The following is a 24,749-nucleotide window of genomic DNA, read 5'->3' on the forward strand; positions in this document are numbered from 1 at the left end:
TCATGAGAGCGGCTTTTTCGTTCAACGATGCCCGGTCACTTTCGCGGCTTCGTCCGCACTGGGCGGAAGATCCGGCCCGCCGTGCTCGTCGTCGTGATGGAAGCGCGCGGCCTCCACCATCGGCGTGCGCCAGCCCGTGCGGATGCCCCAGAAGTAGAACACCGCACCGATCACGGCGATGAGCGCCAGGTCGTAGCCATACGGGATGTAGTCATGGCCACCGAAGGTCTTGCTGCCTGCCCACGATACGAAGGCGATGACCGGCAGGTAGACGATCAACCACAGCGCGCCCTTGAGGTGGCGGCCGAAGTCTTCGAAACCTGTCTTGGCGGTGTAGTAGAAGTAGATCGGCAGCGCCACGACCATCAGCAGGATGATCTCGCCGGTGAGCGGCCACTTGGCCCAGTACAGCAGCTCGGTGGCGAAGATGAAGGCGAGGGCGGCCAGCACCGGCAGGCCCGGGATGCGCAGCGGGCGCTTCAGTTCCGGGGCCGTGCGACGCAGCGTCATGACGCTGATCGGGCCGGTGAGGTAGGAGATGATCGTGGAGACCGAGATCACCGCCGCCAGCGTGCCCCAGCCACGGAAGCAGAACAGGAAGATGAAGCTCACCACGAGGTTGAGCCACATCGCAGGACGCGGGATGCCGAAGCGCGGGTGGATGTGGCCGAAGATCTTCGGCAGGTGCCCGTTGCGCTCCATCGCGTAGATCATGCGCGCGGTGGTGGCGGTGTAGGTGGCACCGGTGCCGCTGGGGCTCACGAAGGCGTCTGCGTACAGCAGGATGGCCAGCCAGTTGATCATGAGCGCCGTGGCGAGCTGTGCGAACGGCGAGGCGTACTGCAGGCCTGCCCAGCCCTGGCCGAGCTGGTCGGGAGGCACGGAGCCGATGAAGGCGATCTGCAGCAGCACGTAGACCACGGCCGCCAGCAGGATCGAGCCAATCACCGCGAAGGGAACGCTGCGTCCCGGGTTGCGCGCTTCGCCGGCGAGGTTCACCGGACTCTGGAAGCCGTTGAAGCTGAAGACGATGCCCGAGATGGCTACCGCGGTGAGGATCGACGAGATATCTATCGCGTGCGTGCCGCCCTGCGCGCCGATGTGGAAGTTCTCGGGGTGGAAGCTGGTGGAGATGAGTGCGATGGCGGTAGCCGCCGGCACCACGAGCTTGAAGATGGTGATCGCCGTGTTGCTCTTGGCGAACAGCTTCACGCTCCAGAAGTTGAGGAAGAAGTACACGAACACCAGCACCACGGCGATCGCGAGGCCCGGCGGCGTCAGCTCGCCGTGGCCGTTGGTGACGACGTAGAGCTCCTTCGTCCAGGCTGCCCATTCCCACGGCCATGAGGCCATGTACTGCACCGAGGCCTCCGCTTCGACGGGAATCACGGAGACGATGGCGATCCAGTTGGCCCAGCCGGCGATGAAGCCGACGAGTGAGCCGTGGGAGTAGTGGCCGTAGCGCACCATGCCGCCGGACTCGGGAAACATCGCGCCCAGTTCGGCGTAGCTGAGGGCGATGAACAGGATGATGACGGCGCCGATGATCCAGGCGTAGATCGCGCCAGGGCCCGCCAGCTGGGCGGCGTGCCAGGCGCCGAACAGCCAGCCCGAGCCGATGATGGAGCCGAGGCCGGTCAGCATCAGGGCGAAGGCGCCGACGTCGCGGCGGATATGGTGGTGGGACATGGAAACTCCGGTCGGACGGACCGGAAAGACCCGGCCCAGGGCGGCACAAGGGCCGGATAATGACAGCCCGGGGCTCGCCTGTCAGCCGTCCACCCCCTACGCAAACGAACGCTGGCACGATATACACTGGCCGACGCGGTAGGGCGAAAGGGGTTCGGATGCGTTCAATGAGGGTCGTCGGCGGCGTGTTGTTCATTGCCATTCTGGTATGCGGCAATGCCGCAGCCGAAGAGCAATGGAGCGACAACGGCCGCGTGGTCGATTCCGAGTCGTACGACCGTACTGCCAAGGGTTTCTACTTCACGCTGCACCCGGGTGAAGACCCGGTGGAGGCCGTGCGGCGCTGCGCCATAACCATGCGCGAACTGGGGCACCTGGCCTCGGTTTCGTGCTTTGCGTATACGAGCAAGCAGCGGTTCGATACCCGCCAGGGGAAGTTGAGAATCTGCTACACGGCCGTCGCCAATTGGTGGGGACAAGACGAGCCGGTGAGGGTCGAGACGGTGGACCGGCTGCCGCGGGCCTGTCCGATGCGGTGATTCGTAGAGGGGCAGCCGAGGAGCGGTCGCGCGCGAGGCGCGTTCGCGCTGCAGGGGTTGCTCTTGTAGGAGCGCGCCTTGCGCGCGACCTCATCCGAAGCGGCGAGCGGGAATGCCCGTCTCGCCGCCTGGTGTTCTCAGCACTCGATCACGTTGACGGCCAGGCCGCCACGCGAGGTTTCCTTGTATTTGTCCTTCATGTCGCGGCCCGTGTCGCGCATGGTGGCGATGACCTTGTCGAGCGATACGTGGTGCTTGCCGTCGCTCTTGAGCGCCATGCGGCTGGCGTTGATCGCCTTCACCGAGCCCATGGCGTTGCGCTCGATGCAGGGGATCTGCACGAGGCCGCCGATCGGGTCGCAGGTGAGTCCGAGATTGTGTTCCATGCCGATCTCGGCCGCGTTCTCCACCTGGGTGACGCTGCCGCCCAGCGCGGCGGCCAGGCCACCAGCGGCCATGGAGCAGGCCACGCCCACTTCGCCCTGGCAGCCCACTTCGGCGCCGGAAATCGAGGCGTTTTCCTTGTAGAGGATGCCGATGGCGCCCGCCGTGAGCAGGAACTCGATCACGCCGTTCTCCGAAGAGCCCGGGCAGAAGTGCTTGTAGTAGTGCAGCACGGCGGGGACGATGCCGGCCGCGCCGTTCGTGGGCGCCGTGACGACGCTGCCGCCGGCGGCGTTTTCCTCGTTGACGGCGAGGGCGTAGAGATTGACCCAGTCGAGGATGGTGAGCGGATCGCGCAGGGCGGCTTCCGGCTGCGAGCGCAGCTCGGCGGCCATGGCCGGCGCGCGGCGATTCACCTTGAGACCGCCGGGCAGCACGCCGGGCGAGCGCAGCCCGCGGGCGACGCAGTCCTGCATGGCTTTCCAGATTTTCAGCAGGCCGCTGCGGGTTTCTTCCTCGCTGCGCCAGATGCTCTCGTTACGCATCATCAGCTGGGCGATGGTGAGGTTGTGCTCCTTGCACAGCGCCAGCAGCTGATCGCCGGTGGAGAACGGATACGGCTGCTCGCTGGTGTCCGCCACGATGCGGTCTTCGGCCGCTTCGTCCGGATTCACCACGAAGCCGCCGCCGACCGAGTAGTAGTCGCGCGTGGCCAGTTCGTTGCCCTGGGCATCGTAGGCCGAGAAACGCATGCCGTTGGTGTGGTACGGCAGTTTCTGGCGCTTGTTGAAGACCAGGTCGGCCTTCTCGTCGAAATCGATCTCATGGCGACCCAGCACGCGAATGCGCTTTGTGCTGCGGATGCGCTCGAGCGTGGCCGGGATGGTGTCCGGGTCCACCTTGTCGGGCCACTCGCCTTCGAAGCCCAGCAGCACGGCCTTGTCGGTGCCATGGCCGCGACCGGTCATGGCCAGCGAGCCGAACAGCTCGCAGCGCACGCGGGCGACGCGGTCGAGCACGCCTTTTTCTTCCAGCCAGTGCTCGGCGAACCGAGCGCCGGCGCGCATCGGGCCGACCGTATGCGACGAGGAAGGACCGATACCGATCTTGAAGAGGTCGAAAACGCTGACTGCCATGGCTGCGAGGGGACGTTGGCTACGGGGAATAGCCGGCTATTCTACGCCTTGCCTTCCGCCAACCCCATACACCTGCGCATGTCTGCCTTCACTTTGTTCCAGCGTGACGATTGCCACCTCTGCGACCAGGCGCTTGAGGTGCTGGCTTCGGTGCGTTTTCCCGATTTTTCCTCGGTATTCATCGATGATGACGAGGCACTGGAGGCCCGCTATGGCGCGCGCGTTCCCGTGTTGCGGCGCAGCGATGGCGTGGAAATCGACTGGCCGTTCGACCCGGCAGCCCTGCAATCGATGCTCTTGTAGGAGCGCGCCTTGCGCGCGACCGGCGGTGGGGCAACCGTATCGGCGATGACTACAGAGCGATAGGTGCGATGTCGCGAATACCCATCGCCGATGCGATCGGCCCTCCCTTCGGTAGGGGGCTTCCTCATTCGGAGACGTCACGTTGCAAGCGGTCGCGCGCGAGGCGCGCTCCTACAGGGGCGGGTTATTTGTGGAGGCGCTTCAGGATTTCCTCGCGTGCTTCGCGAAGGATCGAATCGCGGTCGAGGCCGGCCACGATATCGGCTACGGCGCGCTTGGCGCCGTGCTCGCCCCAGGATTTGCCGGCGACCAGATAGTGCTCCGCAGCGCGGCCGATGAGTACGGTGGCATACCAGCCCAGCGCCCCTTGCGCGGCAGCGGTGACCACCACCGACAGGCCGCCGCTCAGCCCCTTCAACGCGGAAGCCGCCAGCTGCATGCCCCAGACTGCGCCCATGAGCGCGGCCAGCTGGGTACTGATGACGGCGACGAGGCGGCCCGATTCACTGCGGGTGAGGGGCAGGCCGTAGACCCGACTCAGCTGCACGACCATGGCGGCATCCAGGCCGCCGGCCAGCAGCAGGTCGGCTACCGGGATGGGATTGAGCGCCACGGCGACGGCCTTGGCGATGCAGTACTGGCGGATGACCCCGCTGGCGACTTCACGACGCGTCGCGGCGATGCGCGCCGTGACCTGGTCGGTGAGGCGGCCGGCGAACAGGCCGGCATTGATGGCCGACAGGGCCTTGCCTTCGCGTTCGGCGATGGCGAGCAGCCGTGACTTCAGTGCGGCGACGTCGGGTGCGACTTCTTCGGAAATGCGCCGTTCGTTGCCCTGGTTATCGACTTCCACGACATCGCGCGCGGCCGGCCGGGCAGCTACCGCGAGCACATCTTCGCGACGGACGAGACCCTCGGCGTGTTCGCGCAGCCGCTCGATGAGGCCATCGCGTTCGTCGTCCGAATAACGGTCGGCCTTGTTGAGCACCAACAGCAGCGGACGTCGCGTGCTGGCCAGCGTGCGCAAGGCGTCGCGTTCTTCACGGGTAAGATCGCCGTCGGCGACGAAGACGATGAGGTCGCTGACTTCCGCCACTTCAAAGGCGAGTTTTTCGCGATCTTCGCCACCGAGTTCGTTGATGCCCGGTGTGTCGATCAACACGAGGCCTGCATTGCTGGCTTCGTCGAGCTTCGCCGCATCGGCTTCCGTCGTGGTGCCGTGCAATACGCCTACGACGAAGGCATCGCGCCCGAGCAGGGCATTGCCCAGCGCGGATTTACCCGCCGACACGCGGCCGAACACGGCGACGTGCAGTTCTTCGTTCTCCAGCCGGTCGAGCATGTGCTCCACGCGACGGAAATCGCCGGCCATCGCCGCGCGGACGTCGGCCGGGATCGAGGGATCGTCGAGCAGGCCACGCAGGCTCACCGCCACGGCGCCTCCGCGTTCGTCCGTCATCCTGGAGGATGACGGACGGCGGAAGCGGTCGGTGAGGCCACGCAGTCGCTCGCGGAATCCCGCCATGCGGTGATTACTTCGGTTGCAGGTTCAGGTTGCCGTTGACCTCTACCTCGTTCGGAATGACCGAGGTGTCCTTGTAGTCGCCGCTGCCCACGCCGAAGTCCAGGCGCTTCACCGTGCCGGACACCGCGAGGCTTGCACCACCGGCGCTGGGCTTGAACACCACCTTGAGCTGCACCGGCTTGGTGACGCCATGGAGGGTAAGGTTGCCGTTGGCAATGACGTCACCCTTGGCATCCTTGGTGAAGCCGGTGGTGACGTAGTGCGCGGTGGCGAACTTCTTGGCATCGAAGAAATCCGGGCCGGGCAGCGCGCCGTCACGATCGTTGTCGCCGGTCTTCGCCGTGGCGACGTCGACTGTTACGTCGAATTTCGAGGTGGCGAGGTTGGCCGGGTCATAGCTGATGGCGGCGTCGAACTTGCCGAACGAGCCGTCGAACTGCTGGCCCTGGAACTTGCTGCTGAAGCCCAGGACGCTGCCGGGGGCAACCTTGTAGTTCGCAGCGGAAGCTGCGAAGGGGAGCGCCAGGGCGACGGCGAGCGCAGTCAGGCGGCGGATGGACGAAGTCATGGCGTATCTCCGGGAGGGGTGGGGGTGTTCCGACGCGGGCGGCCGAAGGGCAGCATGCGGCGCAAGGTGTCGTCACGATCGATGAGATGGTGCTTCAGTGCGCCGCCGATATGTGCGACGAGCACGAGAAGAAGGAACCAGAACAGGTATACGTGCACGGTGCCCAGCGTCTGCGAAAGCTCGTCGTTCTTCTCGAACAGCGCCGGCAGGTTGAACTGCTTGAAGTACTGCAACGGGAAACCGTGCGCGGAATTGAACGCCCAGCCCGAGAGCGGAATGGCGACGATGAGCAGGTAAAGCAGGCCATGCACGGCGTGCGCGGCGAGCTGCTGCCAGCGCGGTGCGGCGTCTTCCGCCGGCCGGCGGTCCATGGCACGCCATAGCAGGCGCAGCAGGAACAGTGCCAGCACGGTAAGGCCGATCGACTTGTGCAGGGCAAACATGTTGATCTTCTGCATCGACGGCTTGAGGCCGTCCATCCAGAAGGCGAAGGCACCGTTGCCTAGGATCAGCAGCGCCGTGACCCAGTGGAAGGTCTTGGCGACGGCGCCCCAGCGGCTGGGTTCACTGCGCAGGGGCATCGGAGGTTTCCTTGTCGGAGGTGGAGCGGGCATCGCCGCCGCGGATGGCTTCGATCTCCAGCCAGACGGAGACATCGGTGCCGATTGAGTTGAGGTTGGACTTCATGCCGTAGGCCGTGCGGTCGAGCGACACCCGGGCCGAGAATCCGGCGACGGTGTGCAGGCCGTAGATGGTGCGACCGATGCGGTTCACCCGGAACGGAATATCGAGAGGCAGGGTCACGCCGCGCAGGGTCAGCTTGCCGTGGACGATGCCGTCGCTGTCGCCACGCTTTTCCACCGACTCACTGGTGAAGCGGGCCGTGGGGGCGTGGCTGGTATCGAGCAGGCTGCTGCCGCGCACGGCCTTGTCCCAGCTGGCGTCACCCATGTCCACCGAGGTGGTGTCGATGGTGGCGTCGACGGACGAGGCGGCCCAGTTGTCGGGGTCGAACCGGAGGGTGCCTTCGGTGACGCGCAGGCGGCCGAACGAACGCGAATAGCCGTTGTGGTCCACGTTGAAGACGACCTGGCTGTGCACCGGATCGAGGCGGTACGTCTGCGGCTCGGCAAGAGCCGCAAACGAAACCACGGCCAGCACGGCGGGGAGAAGGTATCGCGCGTAACGCATGCGGGGAGGGCCTGCTCCGGAAAGGGCCGCCTTGCGGCCGGTGAAGGGCAGTTTCGCCCACCGCAGGGGCCTTGTCAGCACGTTCGCGGCGAACGCATTGTTCACCTCAGCGATCCCGCAAGACCTCGCGGGTGAGTTCGGTGAGCCGTTGCAGCCTTGAAGCGCTGCCATCGGCAAGCAAGGCACGCAGTTTCTGGCCGGCTTCCTCGCCATCGAGCCGGCCTCGCTCGGCCAGGGTGGCCGCCAGCGCGTGGCCGAGGCTGTCAAAAATGAGGGCATAGGCAACGGCGTGAAGCACGCCGCCGCCCAGGGTGCCCAGGCCCGGAAAGGCCTTGAGCCCGTTGCCGGCAATGGCCAGGACGACAGTAGTGCCGGTGCGTACGGTCATGCGCGCCTCGCGCAGCAGCGCTTCGATCTCGATGTCGCCCACCGTGACCTCGTAGAGCCTTGCGAGGTCGCGGACCAGTCCGGCGGCGAGTGCACCCTGGACGATCAGGTCGGTACCCGGGGCCACGGCGGCCATGGCACCCACGATGGCCCGGCGCGAGTAGCGGGTGACGATGCGTTCGGCCTCGGCCGTGCGGAATGCCGATTCGCTTTCGGTGGTGCGCTCGTGCAACCCGGCCAGCACGGCGTTGGCACGCTGGGCTTCGAGGCCGTCGGCACCTTGCCTTGCAAGGCGTTCAATGGCTTCACGCAGGGCGTCGATGTCGGGCTTTCTCTGACGGCGGACATCCTCCACCGAACCATCGGGCAGGCGGCGCGTGAAGCGCTCCTCGCCACCGGCGCTGGTGGCGACCACCGCGTCCGGCATGCCATCGGCGTGTTCGCGGACGCGTACCAGGATGGCGTCGCGTTCTGTCGTGGTCCACCGGTCGGCCTTGTTGACGGCGATGACCAGGGGCTTGCCGAAGTAGCCCAGCCAGTGAAGTTCTTCTGCCTGGCTGCGGGTGAGGTCGCCGGCACATACATACACCACGGCGTGTGCCCGCAGCGCTTCGTCACGGGCCAGTCGTTCATGGGCCTCGCCCCCGGCCTCGGCCGAGCCCGGGACATCCGCCACCACCCACTCCTGTCCGCCGGGTGAACTGCCTTCATAAAGGGTGACTTCGCGCGTCGTGCCGCCGCGTGCGTCGCTGCGGGCGGGGGCGCCGGGAACCAGCGCCGAGATGAGGGCCGATTTGCCGACGGAAATCTCGCCGAACACGGCCAGGTGGATGCGGCCTGAAAGCTGACGCCGGTCAAGTTCTGTCAGCTCGCTCAGAAGGCTCTCAACATTGACGTCACGCCCGCGCAGGCCTTCGATCCGTTCCTCGATGGACAACCGGTTGGGCGCCTTGGCCTGTGGGCGCGGTTTCCTCGGACGTAACCAGTACAGCCCGGCGATGAGACTGCCTGCCGCGATAATCGCCAGCACCACACCGATCAGCCAGCGGATGCCGAGAGGCAACGTCATGAACCGCTGGGCCATCGAAAGCGCGCGCTCGAGCGTGGCCAGCAACAGCCATGCGAGGGCGGTGATGCCGATGGCGGCGACCAGGAGGCGGAATCGACGTGACATGCCGGCCATCTTAAGGCCAAGCGTGTCAGCTTGCGCCTACGCGCAGCCCCGTCCATGGCCGACTCTTGGCGTCCGTATCGGCGTGTGATGATGATGCTGATCGATGGGAAGAGTGGTAATGCCATACACATGCATGGCGAGATGGATTCTCGTATTCGCGGCGTTCATCGTCGCCAGGGCCCAGGCCGGCACGCCGTTGCCTCCGGTGCCCACGCCACAGTTCCGCAACTACGGCCTGCTGGAAGGCCTGCCTGGCAGCCATGTACAGGCGGTCGCCCAGGACTCCAAGGGCTTCATCTGGATCGCCACCTCCGCGGGTCTCGTACGCTTCGACGGCGTGGAGTTTTCCGTGCCACGGATCGGCGGTGAAGCCGAGCATTCCCTGGCCCTCGGCGGGGCGGTCACGATGATGATCGACCGCGACGATCGTGTCTGGATCGGTGGGAGCGGCTTTGGCGTGGGGCGATACGATCCGCTCAGCGGTTCGTTCGTCCAGTGGCGTGACGGGCTGGCCGACGACGACGTGCGCTCCATCGCCCAGACGCTCGACGGTTCGGTCTGGGTGGGCACCTCGGGTGGGCTCGACCGCATTCTTTCCAGTGGCGTCGTCGAGCATCACAGCACCACGTCGGACACGCTGAGTTCGTCCTCCATCCATGCGCTGCACGCCACAGACGATGGATTCCTGTGGATCGGCAGTTCGGGCGGCGTGGATGCCATCGATCCCCGTGGCCGGCTGGTCCGCGTGCATTTCGCCGACGACACCGCTCCCACCGTCATGCATATCGACGGCCGTCCGGGTGATCTGCTGTTTTCCACCGACAAGGGCATTTTCCGCGCAGGCGTCGACAGCCGCCTGCGTCGCGATACACGGTTTCCGGCGGCACTCACGTTCGGTTCGCTGGCCGACAGTCACGGCAACCTGTGGGTGGCGACCATCGATGGCCTCAGCATGCTGGATCGCCACGGGCGGCTGAATACGATCCGTGGGGCATGGGTTGCCTCGGGCGGCCTGCCTGGCCGCAGTGTCCGCAGCATGATGGAAGACGACGAACATGGCCTCTGGTTCGGGTTGCTCGACGGCGGCCTGTCCTATCTGGGCCCGGGCTGGGAAGACTTCACGCGCTTCACCCATGTGGCGACGGATGCGGACAGCCTGCCCGCGCGTGCGGTCACGGCCGTTGCGTCGCGCCACGAATCGTCATTGTGGGTCGGCGGCTATCGCGGCTGGATCCGGGCCTTCGATCCGGCGACAGGCAAGACTTCCTCGGGGTTCGACATCGGGCCCTCCCGTATCCAGTCACTGCTGGAAACGGCGCAGGACGACCTGCTCATCGGCACGGTCGATGGCCTCTCCCAGGCCAGTCACGGTCGCGTGCGTCCCGTTGCAAGGCAGCAGATCCACCGGCCGGTCGTGGCGATGAGTCCATCACCGGACGGCCGGGTCTACGTGGCAGCGATGGGGCAGGGGCTTTTCCTGGTCGATCCCCGGACCGCGTCGGTGGCGGCCGTTCCCTTCGACACCCCGTGTCGTGGCGTACTGGACACACGACAGATGGACATCGTCGAAGGTGAGCTGTGGCAGGCCAGCGTGGCGGGCCTGTCCCGACGCGATCATGCAACGGGAAAGATGCGTCCGGTCACCGGCGTGGCGCCGGGGCGCATCAATGCATTCGAGCCTGGCGACGAAGGATTCTGGGTCGTGCGTCCCGAGGTGATGGAGCACTACACCTGGGCCGACAATCACGCCACCCTCGATCGCAGCATCGGCGGCGCGGAAGGATTTCCGGCTCATGACATCCTCAACATCCGGCGCGACATCGCTGGCCGCCTGTGGTTGTACGGCCAGACAGGGGTATGGCGTTTTGATCCCGATCCCGGCGTGTTCCGACGTTTCGGGCTGGCCGACGGACTGGCTACGGGTGAATTCACCAATGCCGTCACGGTGCAGCTCGCCGACGGAACCATGTACGGCGCCACCCTGGGCGGTGTCGTCGGCTTTCGTCCTGACCGGCAGCGTGACCACTCCCATCGGCCATCCATCGTCGTGCTGGGTGCCAGCGTGATGCGCGACGGCACGCGCCAGCCGCTGCCCGCTACCGATGAGGTGCTGCACATCAACTGGAGCGACAGGGATCTGGAAATCCGCGCCCGGGCCCTTTCCTACGTGGATCCCGAACGAAACCGGCTTGAACTCAATCTTGAGCATGAAAGCGGAGCGAGCCGGACAATTACGGGTACGGAAGGCACGTATCGTTTCGGCGTGCTGGCGCCCGGAAGTTATCGCCTGCTGATCGCCGGTGCCGAACGCGATCGTTTCGGCGGTGCGTCGATGGTGCCCCTGCGCCTGCAGGTTGATGCGCCGCCGTGGTTGCGCTGGTGGGCCTGGGCCACCTATGCATCGATGATTGCCCTGATCGTCGCCCTTGTCGTACACGGCACGCGACGACGGGTACGGCAGACGATGCGGCTGAAGCTTGCCGAGCAGGAGCGCCAGCTTGCCGAACAGGCGAACTCGGCGAAGACCGAATTCATGGCGACGCTGGGTCACGAGATCCGCACGCCCATGACCGGCGTCCTTGGCATGGCAGAACTGATGGCGCAGACATCCCTGGATGATACGCAGCGCTCCTATGTCGAAGCCGTACGGCGGTCGGGAACCACGTTGTTGCGACTCATCAACGATGCCCTGGATATCAGTCGTATCGAATCCCGCCAGCTGATCCTCGAATCCGAGGCCGTACCGGTGCGCCCGCTGGCCGACGAAGTGGTGGCCCTGGCCTCGGCCAATGCATGCCGCAAGCAGTTGTCGCTCTCGGCGGCGGTGGACGTCGATGTGCCGGAGGCCGTGCGTGGCGACCCCGTGCGCCTGCGCCAGATACTGCAGAACCTCGTCAACAATGCGGTGAAATTCACCGAGCGTGGCGGCGTGTCGATACACATCGCGTGGGAGTGCGCTGCACTGGTGCTCATCGTGAAGGACACCGGGCCGGGCATGCCCGACGAACTGAAGACGCGCCTCTTCTCGCGCTTCTCGCAAGGTGGCTCGCCTCAGCGCGGCGAGGGGTCAGGCCTGGGGCTCGCGATCTGCCACGAGCTGTGCGTGCTGATGGGTGGAAGCATTGCCGTGGACAGCGAAGTGGGGCGTGGAAGCGCTTTCACGGTGCGCCTGCCGCTGGAAGCCTGCCCTTCGGACTTCGCACCGATGGTCGCGGCGCACCCCGCGCCCATGCGGGAGCAGCGATTGCTGGTGGTGGAAGACGATCCGATGGTGGCCGATGTCATGCTCGGCCTGCTGCGCCAGCGCGGCTATGACGTCACGGTAGTGGGCGACGGCCTGTGTGCCATGACGGAGCTATCCCGGGCCGCTTTCGACGTGCTGTTGCTGGATCTCGACCTGCCGCTGGTCGATGGGTTTCAGGTGGCGCGGATGGTGCGCCGGCTCGAACACCTGTCGGGCCTGCCTATCGTGGCAGTCACGGCCCGCTCGGAGGGTGATGAAACGGCGGCCATTCGCGAGGCGGGCATGGATGCACTGGTGCGCAAGCCCATGACCGGCGCCGATCTTGATGCGGTGCTCGACACGCTGGCGCACTGACGACGTACGGGCGTCCTCCCGGACGCCCGCGGCTCAGCCGAATCGTCGGAAATACGCTATCGCGCCGACCACCAGGATGGACGTAGGCAACAGATTGGCAAGTAGCGGCGGCAAGCCGTACACGGTACCGAAGTTGACCATGGCGCCCTGCAGGAAGTACCAGCCGATGGCCAGCAGCACGCCGATGAACAGGCGCTTGCCGAAGCCACCGGAACGCAGCGAGCCAAACGCAAAGGGCATGGCGCAAAGCACCAGCACCAGGGTATTGAGGGCGAACAGGGCGCGGCCCCAGAAGGCCACCGCATACGCCCCGGGATTCTGTCCGTTGGCTTCCAGATAGCGCATATTGCGGCGCAGATCGGCCATGGACAGGTATTCGGGATGGATCACCGACTGCTCAAGCACGTGCGGGTTGAGGTGGGAGGTCCAGGTCTGCGTGGGCTGCTGCGTGGCATGCACGGCGGCATCGTCGATCGTGGTGGTGCGCACGTTGGACATGATCCACTTGTTGCCATCGTGGATCGCGCTGTCGCCGTGCGAGAACTCCTGCACCTGGCCTTCCGGCGTGAAGGTGAACACGCGTACGTCCACCAGTTTCACGGTAGTGCGATCGCCATCCTGCACGGCGATGGCGGATTTGGCGTTGATGATCTTGCCGGCATCGCGTGCCCACAGGCCACTGCTGGTGGCACCCAGGTTGCTCGAACGCATGCGGACCTGGATGGCCTGCGCATGCTGGTCGCCGTAAGGGCCGGCGGTTTCGCCCATGACCACCACGGCGAAGGTCATCACGGCGATGACGCCGGCCGCCGAAGCGGCGATGCGAAGCTTGGACATGCCGGCCGCGCGCAGTGCCGTGAGCTCGCCCGTGGCCGCGAGGCTGCCCAGGCCCAGCAGGCCGCCGATGAGGGCCGCATTGCTGAACATCTGGTACAGACGACGGGGAATCGTCAGCGCGATATAGGCGATGGCGTCGTACAGCGTGAAGCCGTTCTTGCCTATGTTGCCGAGCTGGCGCACGAACTGGGTGAGGGCGTCGAAGCCCGTCAGTACCAGCCACACCAGCAGCAGGGTGCCCAGTACACTCACGCCGATGAGCCGGTCGGCGCGCTTGATCGTAAGGACGCTCATCGGGTGGCCTCCTTCGCGCGGCGCGGCGAGTTTTGTCGCCAGAACACCCAGGCCGCGATGGCGAACACGATGATGTGCAGCACCCAGATAGGTATGGGTGTGTGCAGGCGTTCCTTGATGATCTGGGCGCGGGCGATCAGCTGCCAGATCACGTAGAGGAAGTAAGCCAGCACGGCCACGAGCAGGCGGCCGTAGCGGGCATCACGCGGCGCCTGCCGGGACATGGGTAGCACCATCATCATGAGCACCAGGGTGCTCACGGGGGCCGCGAAACGGGACACCAGTTCGCCGAGCGCGTCGGCGTCGGTCGCCTTGAACAGGGCCGGCGTGGTGAGTTCGTGCGCCGGATCTTCGTCGTCATCGTCGGCGATGCTCGACAGCGAGGCGTCGTTGCGCTCGTACTTCATGCGGCGCCAGTTGTCGGTGCCCAGCGGAATTTCATACTGCCAGCCGTCGTAGAGGGCGAGGAAGCGGTTTTGCCCGTCGGCTTCCTGATACATGCGGCCGCTCTTTGCGTTGACCACGCGCACCGAGGTGCGGCCCTGGCTGTCCACGTGATCGGAGGCCAGGAAGGTCTTGCCCAGTACCGTGCCGTCGCGGCTCAGGGCATCCACGAAGATGATGCCGCCCTTGCCGGGCAGTTCGGTGAAGCGCCCGGCGTCCAGGCCCGCAGCGATGACGGACTTGTTGGCCACGGCGATGACCTGGTCGGCCTTGCGGGCGGACCACGGACCCAGCCAGAGGGACACCGTGCCCACGACGAGGGTGGCCACCACCGTCAGCATGATGACCGGGCGCAGCATGCCGCGCGGGCCCATGCCCGATGAGGCCAGCACGTGCATTTCGCTCTCGCGGTACATGCGGCCCAAGGCGATCAGGGTGCCCAGGAAGGCGGCCATCGGCAGCAGGGTGGAGAGCAGGTCGACCATCTGCAGCCCCAGCACCTCGAACATCACGCTGGGCTGGATACTGCCGTTGGCGACCTTCTGCAGGACGGTCGCAAACGCACCGCCGGCGAAGATCACCAGCAGCACGACGGCCGTCGCAATGACGCCGTAGGCAAGTTCACGCAGGAAATAGCGGTCTAGGATGCTGAGCATTTGGTAGAATTGGCGGTTCGTGCCGCGTCAGTCCTGGCCGGCAATCCTTTAGTCTAGCCTGTCCGGGCCCCGGCGGGCTTTCGCAAGGCAGTTTGCTATGACGGTTCAGTTCAGCCTCGGTTCCAACGCTCCCGAAACCACCACGACCCCCGTGGCGGTGGTCGGTGTCTACGAAGGCGGCATCCTCACCAGCGCCGCCGCGCGCATCGATACGGCCGCCAACGGCGCCATCAAGCGCCTGGTGGAAGCCGGCGACGTCACCGGCAAGGTCGGCAACGTCGTCACCCTGCTGCAGCCGGCCGGTGTTGCCGCCGCCCGCGTGCTCATCGTGGGTCTCGGCGCCCAGAAGGGCTTCGACGCCGCCCGCTACCAGCGCGTCACCCTGGAAGCGGCCCGTGCCATCGGCCGCCTGCCCGTCGCCGAGGCCGTCAGCTGGCTGGCCGAGATCGAGGTCCCGGGCCGCGACGCCGCCTGGCGCGTGCGCGTCGGCGCCCTCGCCATCGACCACGCCGCCTACCGCTACACGGCCACCGTGAAGCCTCGCGACAAGGCTCAGCCGGAGCTGACCTCGGTCACCATCGTGGCCCCGGCCGATGCCGAGCACGGCCTCACCGAGGCACGCGCCATTGCCGAGGGCGTGCGTTATGCCCGCGAGCTGGCCAACCTGCCCCCGAACATCTGCAACCCGGCCTACATCGCCAGGCAGGCCCGCGCCTTCGCCGATGCCACCGACGGCGTCACCTGCGAAGTGCTCGAGCGCGACGACATGGAACGCGAGGGCTTCGGCTCCCTGCTCGCCGTGGGCCGCGGCTCGGCCAACCCGCCGCACCTGGTTATCCTGCAGTGGAACGGCGGCAAGGAGGGCGACCGCCCCTACGCCTTCGTCGGCAAGGGCATCACCTTCGACACCGGCGGCATCAGCCTCAAGCCCGGCCCGGGCATGGAAGAAATGAAATTCGACATGGGCGGTGCGGCCGGCGTGCTGGGCGCCTTCGTGTCTGCCGTGCGCCTGAAGCTGCCGGTGAACCTGGTCTGCGTGGTGCCGGCCGTCGAGAACATGCCGGACGGCGACAGCTACCGCCCGGGCGACGTGCTCACCAGTCTTGCCGGCATCACCATCGAAGTGCTCAACACCGATGCCGAAGGCCGCCTGATCCTCTGCGATGCGCTCACCTACACGGGCAAGCGCTTCGACCCGCACACTATCATTGACGCCGCCACCCTCACCGGTGCCTGCGTGGTTGCCCTGGGCAAGCACGCCAGCGGCCTGATGACCAAGGACGAAACCCTCTCGGCCGAACTGCTCTCGGCGGGTGAGACCACCCTCGACCGCGCCTGGCGTCTGCCGCTGTGGGACGACTACCAGAGCCAGCTCGACTCCGTGTTCGCCGACGTGGCGAACATCGGCGGCAAGTATGCCGGTGCCATCACGGCCGGCTGCTTCCTGGCCCGCTTCACCGAGGGCCGTCGCTGGGCGCATCTGGATATCGCTGGCACGGCATGGGACGAAGGCCGCAAGGGCCTGGCCACGGGCCGTCCGGTGCCGCTGCTGACCCAGTGGTTGCTCGACCGCGTAGCGGCAGGCTGATCGTCGCCCGATGCCGCGCGCCGACTTCTACCTGATCGACAAACCGCGGTTCCGTGAGGATCCGATCCTGCTGGTCTGCGAACTCGCCAAGCGCGCGTTCGCGGCCCAGAAGCCCACGCTGATCCTCACGCGCGACTTCGAACAGGCCGAGGCCATCGACGAGCGCCTGTGGGACTTCGACGAAGATGCCTATGTCCCGCACCAGCTGGCTGGTGACGAAGATGACGGCAATATCGCCGTGCTCATCGTGCCCCCCGGCGTCGACACGCCGGATCGCCCCATGGTGATCAACCTGCGTGATGTATGCGCGCCGGGAGTCTTCGAACGGGTGCTGGAAGTAGTGGCTGCCGACCCGGCAGAACGCGAAGGCTCGCGAACGCGCTGGACGGAGTACAAGCGCGGCGGGTTCGAGGTGAACAAGCACGATATGTAGCAAGAGGCCGGCATTGCCGGCCTCTTCATTTCCGGCGACTGACCAGCCCTTCTGTAGGAGCGCGCCTCGCGTGCGACCGGTCGTTGCGATAACAGGAGGTCGCGCGCAGGCGCGCTCCTACATGGGACGCGGTGCGTTTCCTGGTGGCGATGACCTGATTTGTAGGAGCGCGCCTTGCGCGCGACCGGCGTTGCGATCATGCCGGTCGCGCGCGAGGCGCGCTCCTACACGAGCGGGGCTTAGCTGCCCAGCTTGCGGGCCTGTTCCTTCAGCGCATCGACCTGGCGCGTCCAGTCGCTGATGCGCTGGCGCTCCTGATCCACGACTTCCGCTGGTGCGTTGGCGACGAAGCTGGCGTTGCCCAGCTTGCCTTCGCACTTGCGGATCTCGCCTTCGACGCGGGCGATTTCCTTGGCGAGGCGCGTCTTTTCCGCGCCGACGTCGATCAGGCCTTCGAGCGGGATCAGCGCACGCATGCCACCGACTACCGCCACCGCGGCTGCCGGCTCGTCACCGTCGACCCACACCGGCGATTCGACACGGCCAAGGAAGGCGATCTGCGCGGCGAACTTCGCCGCACGGGTACGATCGGCGGCGTCGCCATCGGCGAACAGCAGCGGGATGACCTTGCCCGGGGCGATGTTCATCTCCGCACGGATGCGACGCACGCCCGTGAGCACGTCCTTGACCCATTCGATCTCGGCCGTGGCAGCGGCATCGGCAGCCACCTCTTCGGCCTCGGGGTAGGGGCGAAGCATGATCGTCTCGCCTTCGATGCCCAGTACCGGACGCACGTTCTGCCAGATTTCCTCGGTGACGAACGGGATCATCGGATGCAGGGCGCGCAGCAGTGTTTCCAGCACGTGCACCAGCGTGTAGCGCGTGGACGCGATGGCGGTGGCATCACTGCCGTTGAGCGCGGGCTTGGACAGTTCGAGGAACCAGTCGCAGAACTCGTTCCAGGTGAACTCGTAGAGCGCCTGGGAGGCGAGATCGAAACGATAGATGGCCAGCTGTTCCTTCACCGTGGCCAGCGTGTCGCGCAGGCGGGTGAGGATCCAGCGCTCGGCTTCCGTCGTGGGTGCAACCTTCTCGACCGGGCCATCGCCAAGATTCATCAGCACGAAGCGCGAGGCGTTCCAGAGCTTGTTGACGAAGGCCTTGTAGCCACCGCAACGCTCAAGATCGAACTTGATGTCACGGCCATGCGTGGCGAGCGAGGCGAAGGTGAAGCGCAGGGCATCGGCACCGAAGGCGGGGATGCCTTCGGCGAATTCCTTGCGGGTGGCCTTTTCGATCTTCTCGGCCATCTTCGGCTGCATCAGCCCGCGCGTGCGCTTGGCGAGCAGTTCGTCGAGCGTGATGCCATCGATGAGGTCGAGCGGATCGAGCACGTTGCCCTTCGACTTGGACATCTTCTGGCCGTCCTTGTCGCGGATCAGGCCCGTCATGTAGATGTCCTTGAAGGGCACCTGTCCGGTGAAATGGTCGGTCATCATGATCATCCGGGCCACCCAGAAGAAGATGATGTCGAAGCCCGTGACCAGCACGTTGGTGGGCAGGTAGCGGTCGAAACCGCGCTCGGCCTGCGCCTGCGGGTCGGGCCAGCCCAGCGTGGAATGGCTCCACAGAGACGACGAGAACCAGGTCTCCAGCACGTCGTCGTCGCGGCGCAGCTTGCCGGTGTAGCCCTGCTGCGCGGCCAGCGTCGCCGCTTCCGCGTCGTCGTGCGCCACGATGATGCGGCCGTCGTCGGTGTACCACGCGGGGATCTGGTGGCCCCAGGTGAGCTGGCGGCTGATGCACCAGTCCTGGATGTTGCCGAGCCAGTGGCGGTAGGTGTTGATCCAGTTCTCGGGCACGAACTTCACGTGACCCTGTTCGACCAGTTCGAGGCCACGCGGGGCGAGGGTGTCCATTTTCACGAACCACTGCCAGGTCAGGTAGGGCTCGATGACCTGGCCGGTGCGGTCGCCGCGCGGCACCTGGAGCTTGTGCTTCTTCGTCTCGACGAGCAGGCCCTGCTCTTCGAGATCGGCCAGCACGGCCTTGCGGGCGACGTAGCGATCCATGCCGCGATACTTCTCCGGCGCCGCGTCGTTGATCTGCGCGTCGTCCGTGAGGATGTTGATCATCGGCAGGTTGTGGCGCTGGCCGATGGCGTAGTCGTTGAAGTCATGTGCCGGGGTGATCTTCACGCAGCCGGTGCCGAAATCCTTCTCGACGTAGTCGTCGGCAATGATCGGGATCTCGCGATCGGACAGCGGCAGCTTGAGCGTGCGGCCGACGAGATGCGCATAGCGTTCGTCTTCCGGATGCACGGCCACGGCGACGTCGCCCAGCATGGTTTCCGGGCGCGTGGTGGCGACAACCAGTTCCCCCGAGCCGTCGGCCAGCGGGTAGCGGATGGACCACAGCGAGCCGTCTTCCTCTTCGCTGAGCACTTCGAGATCGGAGATGGCGGTCTTCAGCACCGGATCCCAGTTGACCAGCTTCTGGCCGCGGTAGATCAGGCCTTCCTCGTGCAGGCGCACGAAGGTTTCGACGACGGCCTTCGACGGGCCCTCGTCCATGGTGAAGACCTCGCGGCTCCAGTCACCCGACACGCCGAGGCGGCGCATCTGGCGGCCGATGGTGCCACCGGATTCCTTTTTCCACTGCCACACGCGCTCGATGAACGACTCGCGGTCGAAGTCCGAGCGCTGCTTGCCTTCGGCATTGAGCTGGCGGGTAACCACCATCTCGGTGGCGATGCCCGCGTGGTCGGTGCCGAGCTGCCACAGGGTGTCGTAGCCGCGCATGCGGTGGTAGCGGACCAGCGTGTCCATGATGGTGTGCTGGAACGCATGGCCCATGTGCAGCGTGCCCGTTACGTTGGGCGGCGGCAGCATGATCGTGTAGGGGGTGCCCTTGCCGGACGGCTTGAAGTAGCCGTTGGCCTCCCACTGGGCGTACCACGTCGACTCGATCTGGCTGGGCTCGAAACTCTTGTCCATGCGTTGGCTCTCGGTTCGCGCCGGCAACGGCGCGCAATGACAGGCGAAAAGACGGCCATTGTAGGCGATACTGGCCGGATGACTGAACACGAAGTGGCCGCGATCCTCGGCGCGGAAGGTCCGTTTGCCCGTGAAGTACCCGGTTTCGCGCCGCGCGAGGCCCAGCAGCGCATGGCGGCGGCCGTGGCGGAGGCCATCGACGAGCGCGACCTGCTCATCGCCGAGGTCGGCACGGGCACCGGCAAGACCTTCGCCTACCTCGTACCTGCCTTGATGTCGGGGCGCAAGGTCATCGTTTCCACCGGTACCAAGGCCTTGCAGGACCAGCTGTTCTTTCGCGACCTGCCCCGGGTGCGCTCGGTGCTGGGCAGCCGCGCCAAGGTCAGCCTGCTGAAAGGGCGCGCCAATTATCTCTGCCTGCACCGGCTCGACCAGGCCGTCCGCGAGGGCAACCCGGACCGCAAAGTCGCAGGCCAGCTCTCGGCGATCCGTGCCTGGTCGGCGCGCACCCGCTATGGCGACAAGTCGGAAATGGTCGAGGTGCCGGAAGATTCCGCCCTCTGGCCACGGGTGACTTCCACGCCGGAGAACTGCCTCGGCGTGGAATGTGCGTTCTTCGACGACTGCCACGTCGTGAAGGCCCGCCGCGAGGCCATGGATGCCGACGTGGTGGTGGTCAACCACCACCTGCTGATGGCCGACCTGGCGTTGAAGCAGGAAGGTTTTGGCGAAATCCTGCCCGGCGCGGATGCCTTCATCCTCGACGAGGCGCATCAGATTCCCGAGCTGGCGGGCCAGTTCTTTTCGCAGAGCGTCAGCTCGCGACAGCTGACCGAGCTGGCGCAGGACGCCTTGACCGAAGCGCAGGGCGTGACCGGTGCCACCAGCCAGCTGCTGGAGCCGGTGGACGTGGTGCAGGACCTGGTCCGGCGCCTGCGCCTGGCGATGGACCCGTTGCCCGAGCGCGGCCCCATCGGGGCGCTCGACCGCCACGAGGCCGTGCATGCACTGCTGACCGAGCTTCGCGATGTCGTGGCGGCGCTGGCGGATCTTCTGGCAGGGCTGGGCGAACGCTCGCGCGGGCTGGCGAACGTGCATGAGCGCGCGCAGATGCTGAGCCTGCGCCTGGATCGCATCGCCGAAGAGCATTCGGTGTCGGATGTCCGCTGGTACGAGACCTGGCCGCGCGGCTTCGCGCTGCACGCTACGCCGCTGGATCTCTCGGCACCGTTGCGCGCCATGCGCATGTCGACGGATGCGGCGTGGATCCACACATCGGCCACGCTCTCCATCGCCGGTGACTTCCAGCATTTTTCCCGCCAGCTGGGCATTGAAGACCCGCGCACGCTGCATGTGGAAAGCCCGTTCGATTACGGTCGCCAGGCGCTGGCCTATCTGCCGAAGGACCTCCCCGAACCCGCCGCCCGCGATTACACGGACAAGGTCGTGGCTGCGATCCGGCCGATCCTGGACGCATCCGACGGCCGCGCCTTTTTGCTATTCACCTCTCATCGCGCCTTGCGCCGTGCTGCCGAACTGATGGAGGGGCGGGTACCCTGGCCGCTGTTCGTGCAGGGCACGGCACCGCGTCACCGCCTGCTGGAGGAGTTCCGCCAGAGCGGGCGAGGCGTGCTGCTGGGCGCGGCCAGCTTCTGGGAGGGTGTGGATGTGGCAGGCGATGCCCTTGGCGTGGTGGTGATCGACAAGCTTCCGTTCGCCATGCCCGACGACCCGGTGCTCCAGGCTCGCCTGGAGGCCCTTGAGGCGGCCGGAATCAACCCCTTCATGGGCTGGCAGGTGCCTACGGCGGTGATCGCGCTCAAGCAGGGTGTGGGGCGCCTTATCCGTGACGTGCATGATCGCGGCGTGCTGGTGCTTTGCGATCCGCGCCTGTCCAGCAAGGGCTACGGCCGCTTGTTTCTGGCGAGCCTGCCGCCGATGCCGAGGACGCGCGAACTGGCGGATGCCGTGGCCTTCCTGCAAGCCGGGCACGCGCCGGACTGAGCGGGGCATCAGGCCTCTTTCGCGTAGAAGACGATGACCGTGGCGCCCCGCGGACCGGCAGAACCCATGCTGGCAACGTCCAGGCGCTCGGCCAGCGCATCGCCCGGGCGAATCACGGTCTCGCTGCCATCCCGCTCCACCAGCCATAGCTCGCCCTCGACCAGATAGCCCGAGTCGGGCAAGGCGTCGCGATGCCAGGGCAGCGAGGCTCCGGGACCGATGGATATCCGCAGCATGCGCATCGGTGGCTGGTCGTCCAGGTAGGCGGGTGCAAGCAGCCGCTGCCGGAGTAGAAACGCATCTCCCGGCGCGGGCGACATGGCCAGGGCGAGCAGGGCACCGAGAAGGATGGCAAGAGGGATCGCAAGCTGGGCGGGCGGCATGACGGGGCCTCTCATGTGGACTGCCCCGATGCTCGCCATGAAAGCGTCCTCTTGTCATGAGAACACTCTCACGAAAACCTGCGAAGTTGCTCAGGTCTTCGCCCCTTTTCGCCCTCGATTGCCCGCGCATCGCCATTCGCGCCGCCGCACGGCAACAGGAGCAACCCACAGCATCCGGGACGACTACCTACGAAAGGACACCGCCGATGCTTCGCTGGACGCAATCCATTACCGCCAAGGTTCTTGGCATCGGACTGCTCGCCTTGCTCATGCTGGTTCCGTTGTCGCAGTCGGACGGACTCGTGCGCGAAAGACAGCAGATGCGTCATAACGCATCCACCCGCGTGGCCGAAGGCTGGGGCGGGGCACAGACCCTTGGTGGCCTCGTGCTGTCGGTGCCGACGCGTACGGAGGTTCGCAGCAGCGACGGCAAGTCGCTGGGCGTGCGGGAATCCTCGGAGATCGTGCTTGCCGACGAACTGGATACCGTGGCGGACCTCGCCGTGGATCGTCGCCGGGTAGGCATGTACGAGGTGCCCATCTACACGGGGGAGGTGGCTGTCCGTGGTCGTATCCAGCCGGCGGATATCCGGCGCCTAGCCACGGGAAGCGATACGCGGTGGGACAGCGACAAGGCAGAACTTCGCCTGCTGATTGCAGACACGCGAGGCCTGCAAGGCATCACATCGTTCACGGTCGACGGGCATCCGGCGCGGCTGGCGTCGTCCACGGCGCGCATGGGGTCCTATACGGTGCTGTCGGTACCCATGCCGGTCGATCCCGAGCGCGATACACCCGTGGATTTCGCGCTGAACCTGCGTATTGCAGGTACCGAATCGTTCTCCGTACTGCCCCTGGCGCGCTCGAACAGCGTGCGCATCCGCTCGCCGTGGGTTGATCCGAGTTTCATCGGCGCGCTGTTGCCAGGCACCCGATCGGTGACGGCCAGGGGTTTCGACGCCGACTGGCGGGTGCTGGATCTCAATCGCTCCTATGGGCAGCACTGGGACGCAGGGGATCGCGATGTCTCCGAGCGACTGGAACCCTCATCGTTCGGCGTCACGCTGTACCAGCCCGGCAGTGTCTACCAGCAGAACGACCGTGCGGGTAAATACGGCTTGCTGTTCATCGCGCTGACCTTCGTGGCGTTCTTCCTGTTCGAGGTACTGAAGGGCCTGCGCCTGCATCCGGTGCAGTACCTGCTGGTGGGGGCGGCGATGGCGAGCTTCTATGTGCTCCTTCTGGCGTTGTCCGAGCAGATCGGCTTTGGCTGGGCCTATGTCGTGGCCGCGGCCGCAGTGGTGCTGATCGTGGGTGGCTATGCCACGGCGGTGCTGCGGGCGCGCCGGGCCGGCCTGTTGCTGGGCGGCGTGCTGGCCCTGGTTTACGCCATACTGTATGGCCTGATCGGTGCGGAGCAGTACGCCCTGCTGATCGGCTCGGTCGTGCTCGTGGCAGTGGTTGCGCTCCTCATGTACCTGACCCGCCGCATCGATTGGTACGCCTATGGCGTGCCGTTCAACCCAACGCCGGAAACGCCATGAATTACCTCGCCATCGAAACCTCCACCGAAGCCTGCTCCGTCGCCCTCGTGCACGGCGATGAAGTGATCGAGCGCAGCGAGATCGCCCCCCGCAGACACGCCGAGCTGGTGCTCCCGATGGCGGACGAACTTCTGGCGGAAGCCGGGCTGAAGCGCGAGGCCTTGCAGGGCATCGCCGTGGGTCGTGGGCCGGGTGCGTTCACGGGCGTGCGCCTGGGCGTGTCACTGGCGCAGGGCATGGCGCTGGCACTGGATATCCCGGTGGTCACGGTGTCGTCGCTGGAGGCGCTGGCGCTGGAAGCCCCTGAGGACGACGCGGCCATTCTTTCCGTGATCGATGCGCGCATGGGCGAGATCTACGTGGCTGCGTGGAAGCGCGAGAACGACGGCGGCGTGACGCTGCTGGATCGCGAACGCGTGGATACCGCCGCCGCACTCATCCTGCCGGAAGCCTCGGCATGGCATGTGGTCGGCACGGGCTGGGAGACCTACGCCTCCGTGTTGCGCGAGCGTATTCATGCGCCTGTCCGCTCGTCGGAGGGCTTGCGCTATCCACAGGCACGCCACGTGGCGGAAATCGCGGCAAAGCGCTTCCGCGCCGGCGAGGCAGTGGCCCCGGAACTGGCGCTGCCGGTCTACCTGCGCGACAAGGTCGCCCTCACCCTGGTAGAACAAGGCAAAGCCTGACCCGCCGTTGTAGGAGCGCGCCTCGCGCGCGACCGTTTGATACGTAGCGTCGCCAGTTGAAAAGGGACTCACCTACCGAAGGTGTGGGAGCCGATCGCATCGGCGATGTTGCGCTCCGTAGTAAAGCAGCCCGTGTGGTGCGTCGCTCCGTAGGGTGGGCTCGCCTGTCGCCCTCGCATCGGCGCTCATACGTGGCGGTGCAGAGGCGACGGGTGCGGCCCTTGTCGCTCCGGCCTGCGGTGTCCCTCGGGAAAGGAGGAGCCGCTGCGCGGCTCAGTGTCTTATGGCTTGCGCCCCTTCGGGCACGGGGAGCGGGCGGGGTTTTTCGACTCGGCTCCTGCCTCGGCGAAAAAGGCCGGCCTTCCTGGCCGGCCCCCTTCGGGCCTTTTC

The 24,749-nt window shown here is 66.2% G+C and carries 19 protein-coding genes; 8 read left to right on the top strand and 11 right to left on the bottom strand.

Features of this window, described 5'->3' with window-relative positions; genetic code table 11:
• Positions 1-21: 21 nt before the first annotated feature.
• A complete protein-coding gene (locus tag HBF25_RS09595; RefSeq protein ID WP_166947757.1) occupies positions 22-1,689 on the bottom strand; it encodes an APC family permease in 1,668 nt (555 codons plus the stop codon).
• A gap of 158 nt (positions 1,690-1,847) precedes the next feature.
• Between HBF25_RS09595 and HBF25_RS09600 the strand changes: the two genes are divergently transcribed.
• A complete protein-coding gene (locus HBF25_RS09600; RefSeq protein WP_166947759.1) occupies positions 1,848-2,228 on the top strand; it encodes a hypothetical protein in 381 nt (126 codons plus the stop codon).
• 137 nt (positions 2,229-2,365) lie between these two features.
• Here the strand turns inward: HBF25_RS09600 and HBF25_RS09605 are convergent, their stop codons facing one another.
• Positions 2,366-3,748: an L-serine ammonia-lyase gene (locus HBF25_RS09605; protein ID WP_166947761.1), complete on the bottom strand. Its 1,383-nt coding sequence runs from the start codon at positions 3,746-3,748 to the stop codon at positions 2,366-2,368.
• 78 nt (positions 3,749-3,826) lie between these two features.
• On the opposite strand from HBF25_RS09605, the gene HBF25_RS09610 reads away from it, so the two are divergent.
• The gene (locus tag HBF25_RS09610) at positions 3,827-4,051 is read left to right on the top strand and encodes a glutaredoxin family protein (protein WP_166947763.1); all 225 of its coding nucleotides are present in this window, start codon (positions 3,827-3,829) and stop codon (positions 4,049-4,051) included.
• 184 nt (positions 4,052-4,235) lie between these two features.
• Here the strand turns inward: HBF25_RS09610 and HBF25_RS09615 are convergent, their stop codons facing one another.
• The 5 genes from HBF25_RS09615 to HBF25_RS09635 all read right to left on the bottom strand — a co-directional run bounded on the left by HBF25_RS09615 (position 4,236) and on the right by HBF25_RS09635 (position 8,896).
• Positions 4,236-5,576: a GTP-binding protein gene (locus HBF25_RS09615; protein WP_166947765.1), complete on the bottom strand. Its 1,341-nt coding sequence runs from the start codon at positions 5,574-5,576 to the stop codon at positions 4,236-4,238.
• A gap of 7 nt (positions 5,577-5,583) precedes the next feature.
• The gene (locus HBF25_RS09620; protein WP_208392502.1) at positions 5,584-6,144 is read right to left on the bottom strand and encodes a YceI family protein; all 561 of its coding nucleotides are present in this window, start codon (positions 6,142-6,144) and stop codon (positions 5,584-5,586) included.
• Complete coding sequence (locus tag HBF25_RS09625) at positions 6,141-6,725, bottom strand: cytochrome b (RefSeq protein ID WP_166947767.1); 585 nt, start codon at positions 6,723-6,725, stop codon at positions 6,141-6,143. Before HBF25_RS09625 ends, HBF25_RS09620 begins: the two co-directional genes overlap by 4 nt.
• Complete coding sequence (locus tag HBF25_RS09630; RefSeq protein ID WP_166947769.1) at positions 6,709-7,335, bottom strand: YceI family protein; 627 nt, start codon at positions 7,333-7,335, stop codon at positions 6,709-6,711. The genes HBF25_RS09625 and HBF25_RS09630 overlap by 17 nt, the downstream gene beginning before the upstream one ends.
• Before the next feature lie 106 nt (positions 7,336-7,441).
• Positions 7,442-8,896 (bottom strand): GTPase, encoded by a 1,455-nt coding sequence (locus HBF25_RS09635; protein WP_166947771.1) that lies wholly within the window; start codon positions 8,894-8,896, stop codon positions 7,442-7,444.
• Positions 8,897-9,029: 133 nt separating this feature from the next.
• Between HBF25_RS09635 and HBF25_RS09640 the strand changes: the two genes are divergently transcribed.
• Positions 9,030-12,494, top strand: coding sequence for a hybrid sensor histidine kinase/response regulator (locus HBF25_RS09640; protein WP_166947773.1), 3,465 nt, complete (start codon positions 9,030-9,032; stop codon positions 12,492-12,494).
• A gap of 33 nt (positions 12,495-12,527) precedes the next feature.
• Here HBF25_RS09640 and lptG read toward each other — a convergent pair whose 3' ends face one another.
• Both lptG and lptF read right to left on the bottom strand, forming a co-directional pair.
• Complete coding sequence (gene lptG, locus HBF25_RS09645; protein WP_166947775.1) at positions 12,528-13,625, bottom strand: LPS export ABC transporter permease LptG; 1,098 nt, start codon at positions 13,623-13,625, stop codon at positions 12,528-12,530.
• The gene (lptF, locus tag HBF25_RS09650) at positions 13,622-14,725 is read right to left on the bottom strand and encodes an LPS export ABC transporter permease LptF (protein ID WP_166947777.1); all 1,104 of its coding nucleotides are present in this window, start codon (positions 14,723-14,725) and stop codon (positions 13,622-13,624) included. Before lptF ends, lptG begins: the two co-directional genes overlap by 4 nt.
• A 97-nt stretch (positions 14,726-14,822) precedes the next feature.
• Here lptF and HBF25_RS09655 point away from each other — a divergent pair, with 97 nt between their 5' ends.
• Together HBF25_RS09655 and HBF25_RS09660 are read left to right on the top strand one after the other, a co-directional pair.
• Complete coding sequence (locus HBF25_RS09655; protein ID WP_166947779.1) at positions 14,823-16,313, top strand: leucyl aminopeptidase; 1,491 nt, start codon at positions 14,823-14,825, stop codon at positions 16,311-16,313.
• A gap of 10 nt (positions 16,314-16,323) precedes the next feature.
• Positions 16,324-16,746: a DNA polymerase III subunit chi gene (locus HBF25_RS09660; protein WP_166947781.1), complete on the top strand. Its 423-nt coding sequence runs from the start codon at positions 16,324-16,326 to the stop codon at positions 16,744-16,746.
• A 239-nt stretch (positions 16,747-16,985) separates the two neighbouring features.
• Here the strand turns inward: HBF25_RS09660 and HBF25_RS09665 are convergent, their stop codons facing one another.
• The gene (locus HBF25_RS09665) at positions 16,986-19,742 is read right to left on the bottom strand and encodes a valine--tRNA ligase (RefSeq protein WP_166947783.1); all 2,757 of its coding nucleotides are present in this window, start codon (positions 19,740-19,742) and stop codon (positions 16,986-16,988) included.
• A 78-nt stretch (positions 19,743-19,820) separates the two neighbouring features.
• Between HBF25_RS09665 and yoaA the strand changes: the two genes are divergently transcribed.
• Positions 19,821-21,746: a DNA repair helicase YoaA gene (gene yoaA / locus HBF25_RS09670; RefSeq protein WP_166947785.1), complete on the top strand. Its 1,926-nt coding sequence runs from the start codon at positions 19,821-19,823 to the stop codon at positions 21,744-21,746.
• A gap of 8 nt (positions 21,747-21,754) precedes the next feature.
• Here the strand turns inward: yoaA and HBF25_RS09675 are convergent, their stop codons facing one another.
• Complete coding sequence (locus tag HBF25_RS09675) at positions 21,755-22,144, bottom strand: cupin domain-containing protein (protein ID WP_166947786.1); 390 nt, start codon at positions 22,142-22,144, stop codon at positions 21,755-21,757.
• Between the two features lie 191 nt (positions 22,145-22,335).
• Between HBF25_RS09675 and creD the strand changes: the two genes are divergently transcribed.
• Positions 22,336-23,673 (top strand): cell envelope integrity protein CreD, encoded by a 1,338-nt coding sequence (gene creD / locus HBF25_RS09680; protein ID WP_166947788.1) that lies wholly within the window; start codon positions 22,336-22,338, stop codon positions 23,671-23,673.
• Positions 23,670-24,359 carry a tRNA (adenosine(37)-N6)-threonylcarbamoyltransferase complex dimerization subunit type 1 TsaB gene (gene tsaB, locus HBF25_RS09685; RefSeq protein ID WP_166947790.1) on the top strand — a complete coding sequence of 230 codons (690 nt, stop codon included), beginning with the start codon at positions 23,670-23,672 and terminating at the stop codon, positions 24,357-24,359. The genes creD and tsaB overlap by 4 nt, the downstream gene beginning before the upstream one ends.
• The last annotated feature ends 390 nt before the right edge of the window (positions 24,360-24,749 follow it).

The sequence above is a fragment of the Luteibacter anthropi genome, from assembly GCF_011759365.1.
In the GTDB taxonomy this organism is placed as follows: domain Bacteria; phylum Pseudomonadota; class Gammaproteobacteria; order Xanthomonadales; family Rhodanobacteraceae; genus Luteibacter; species Luteibacter anthropi.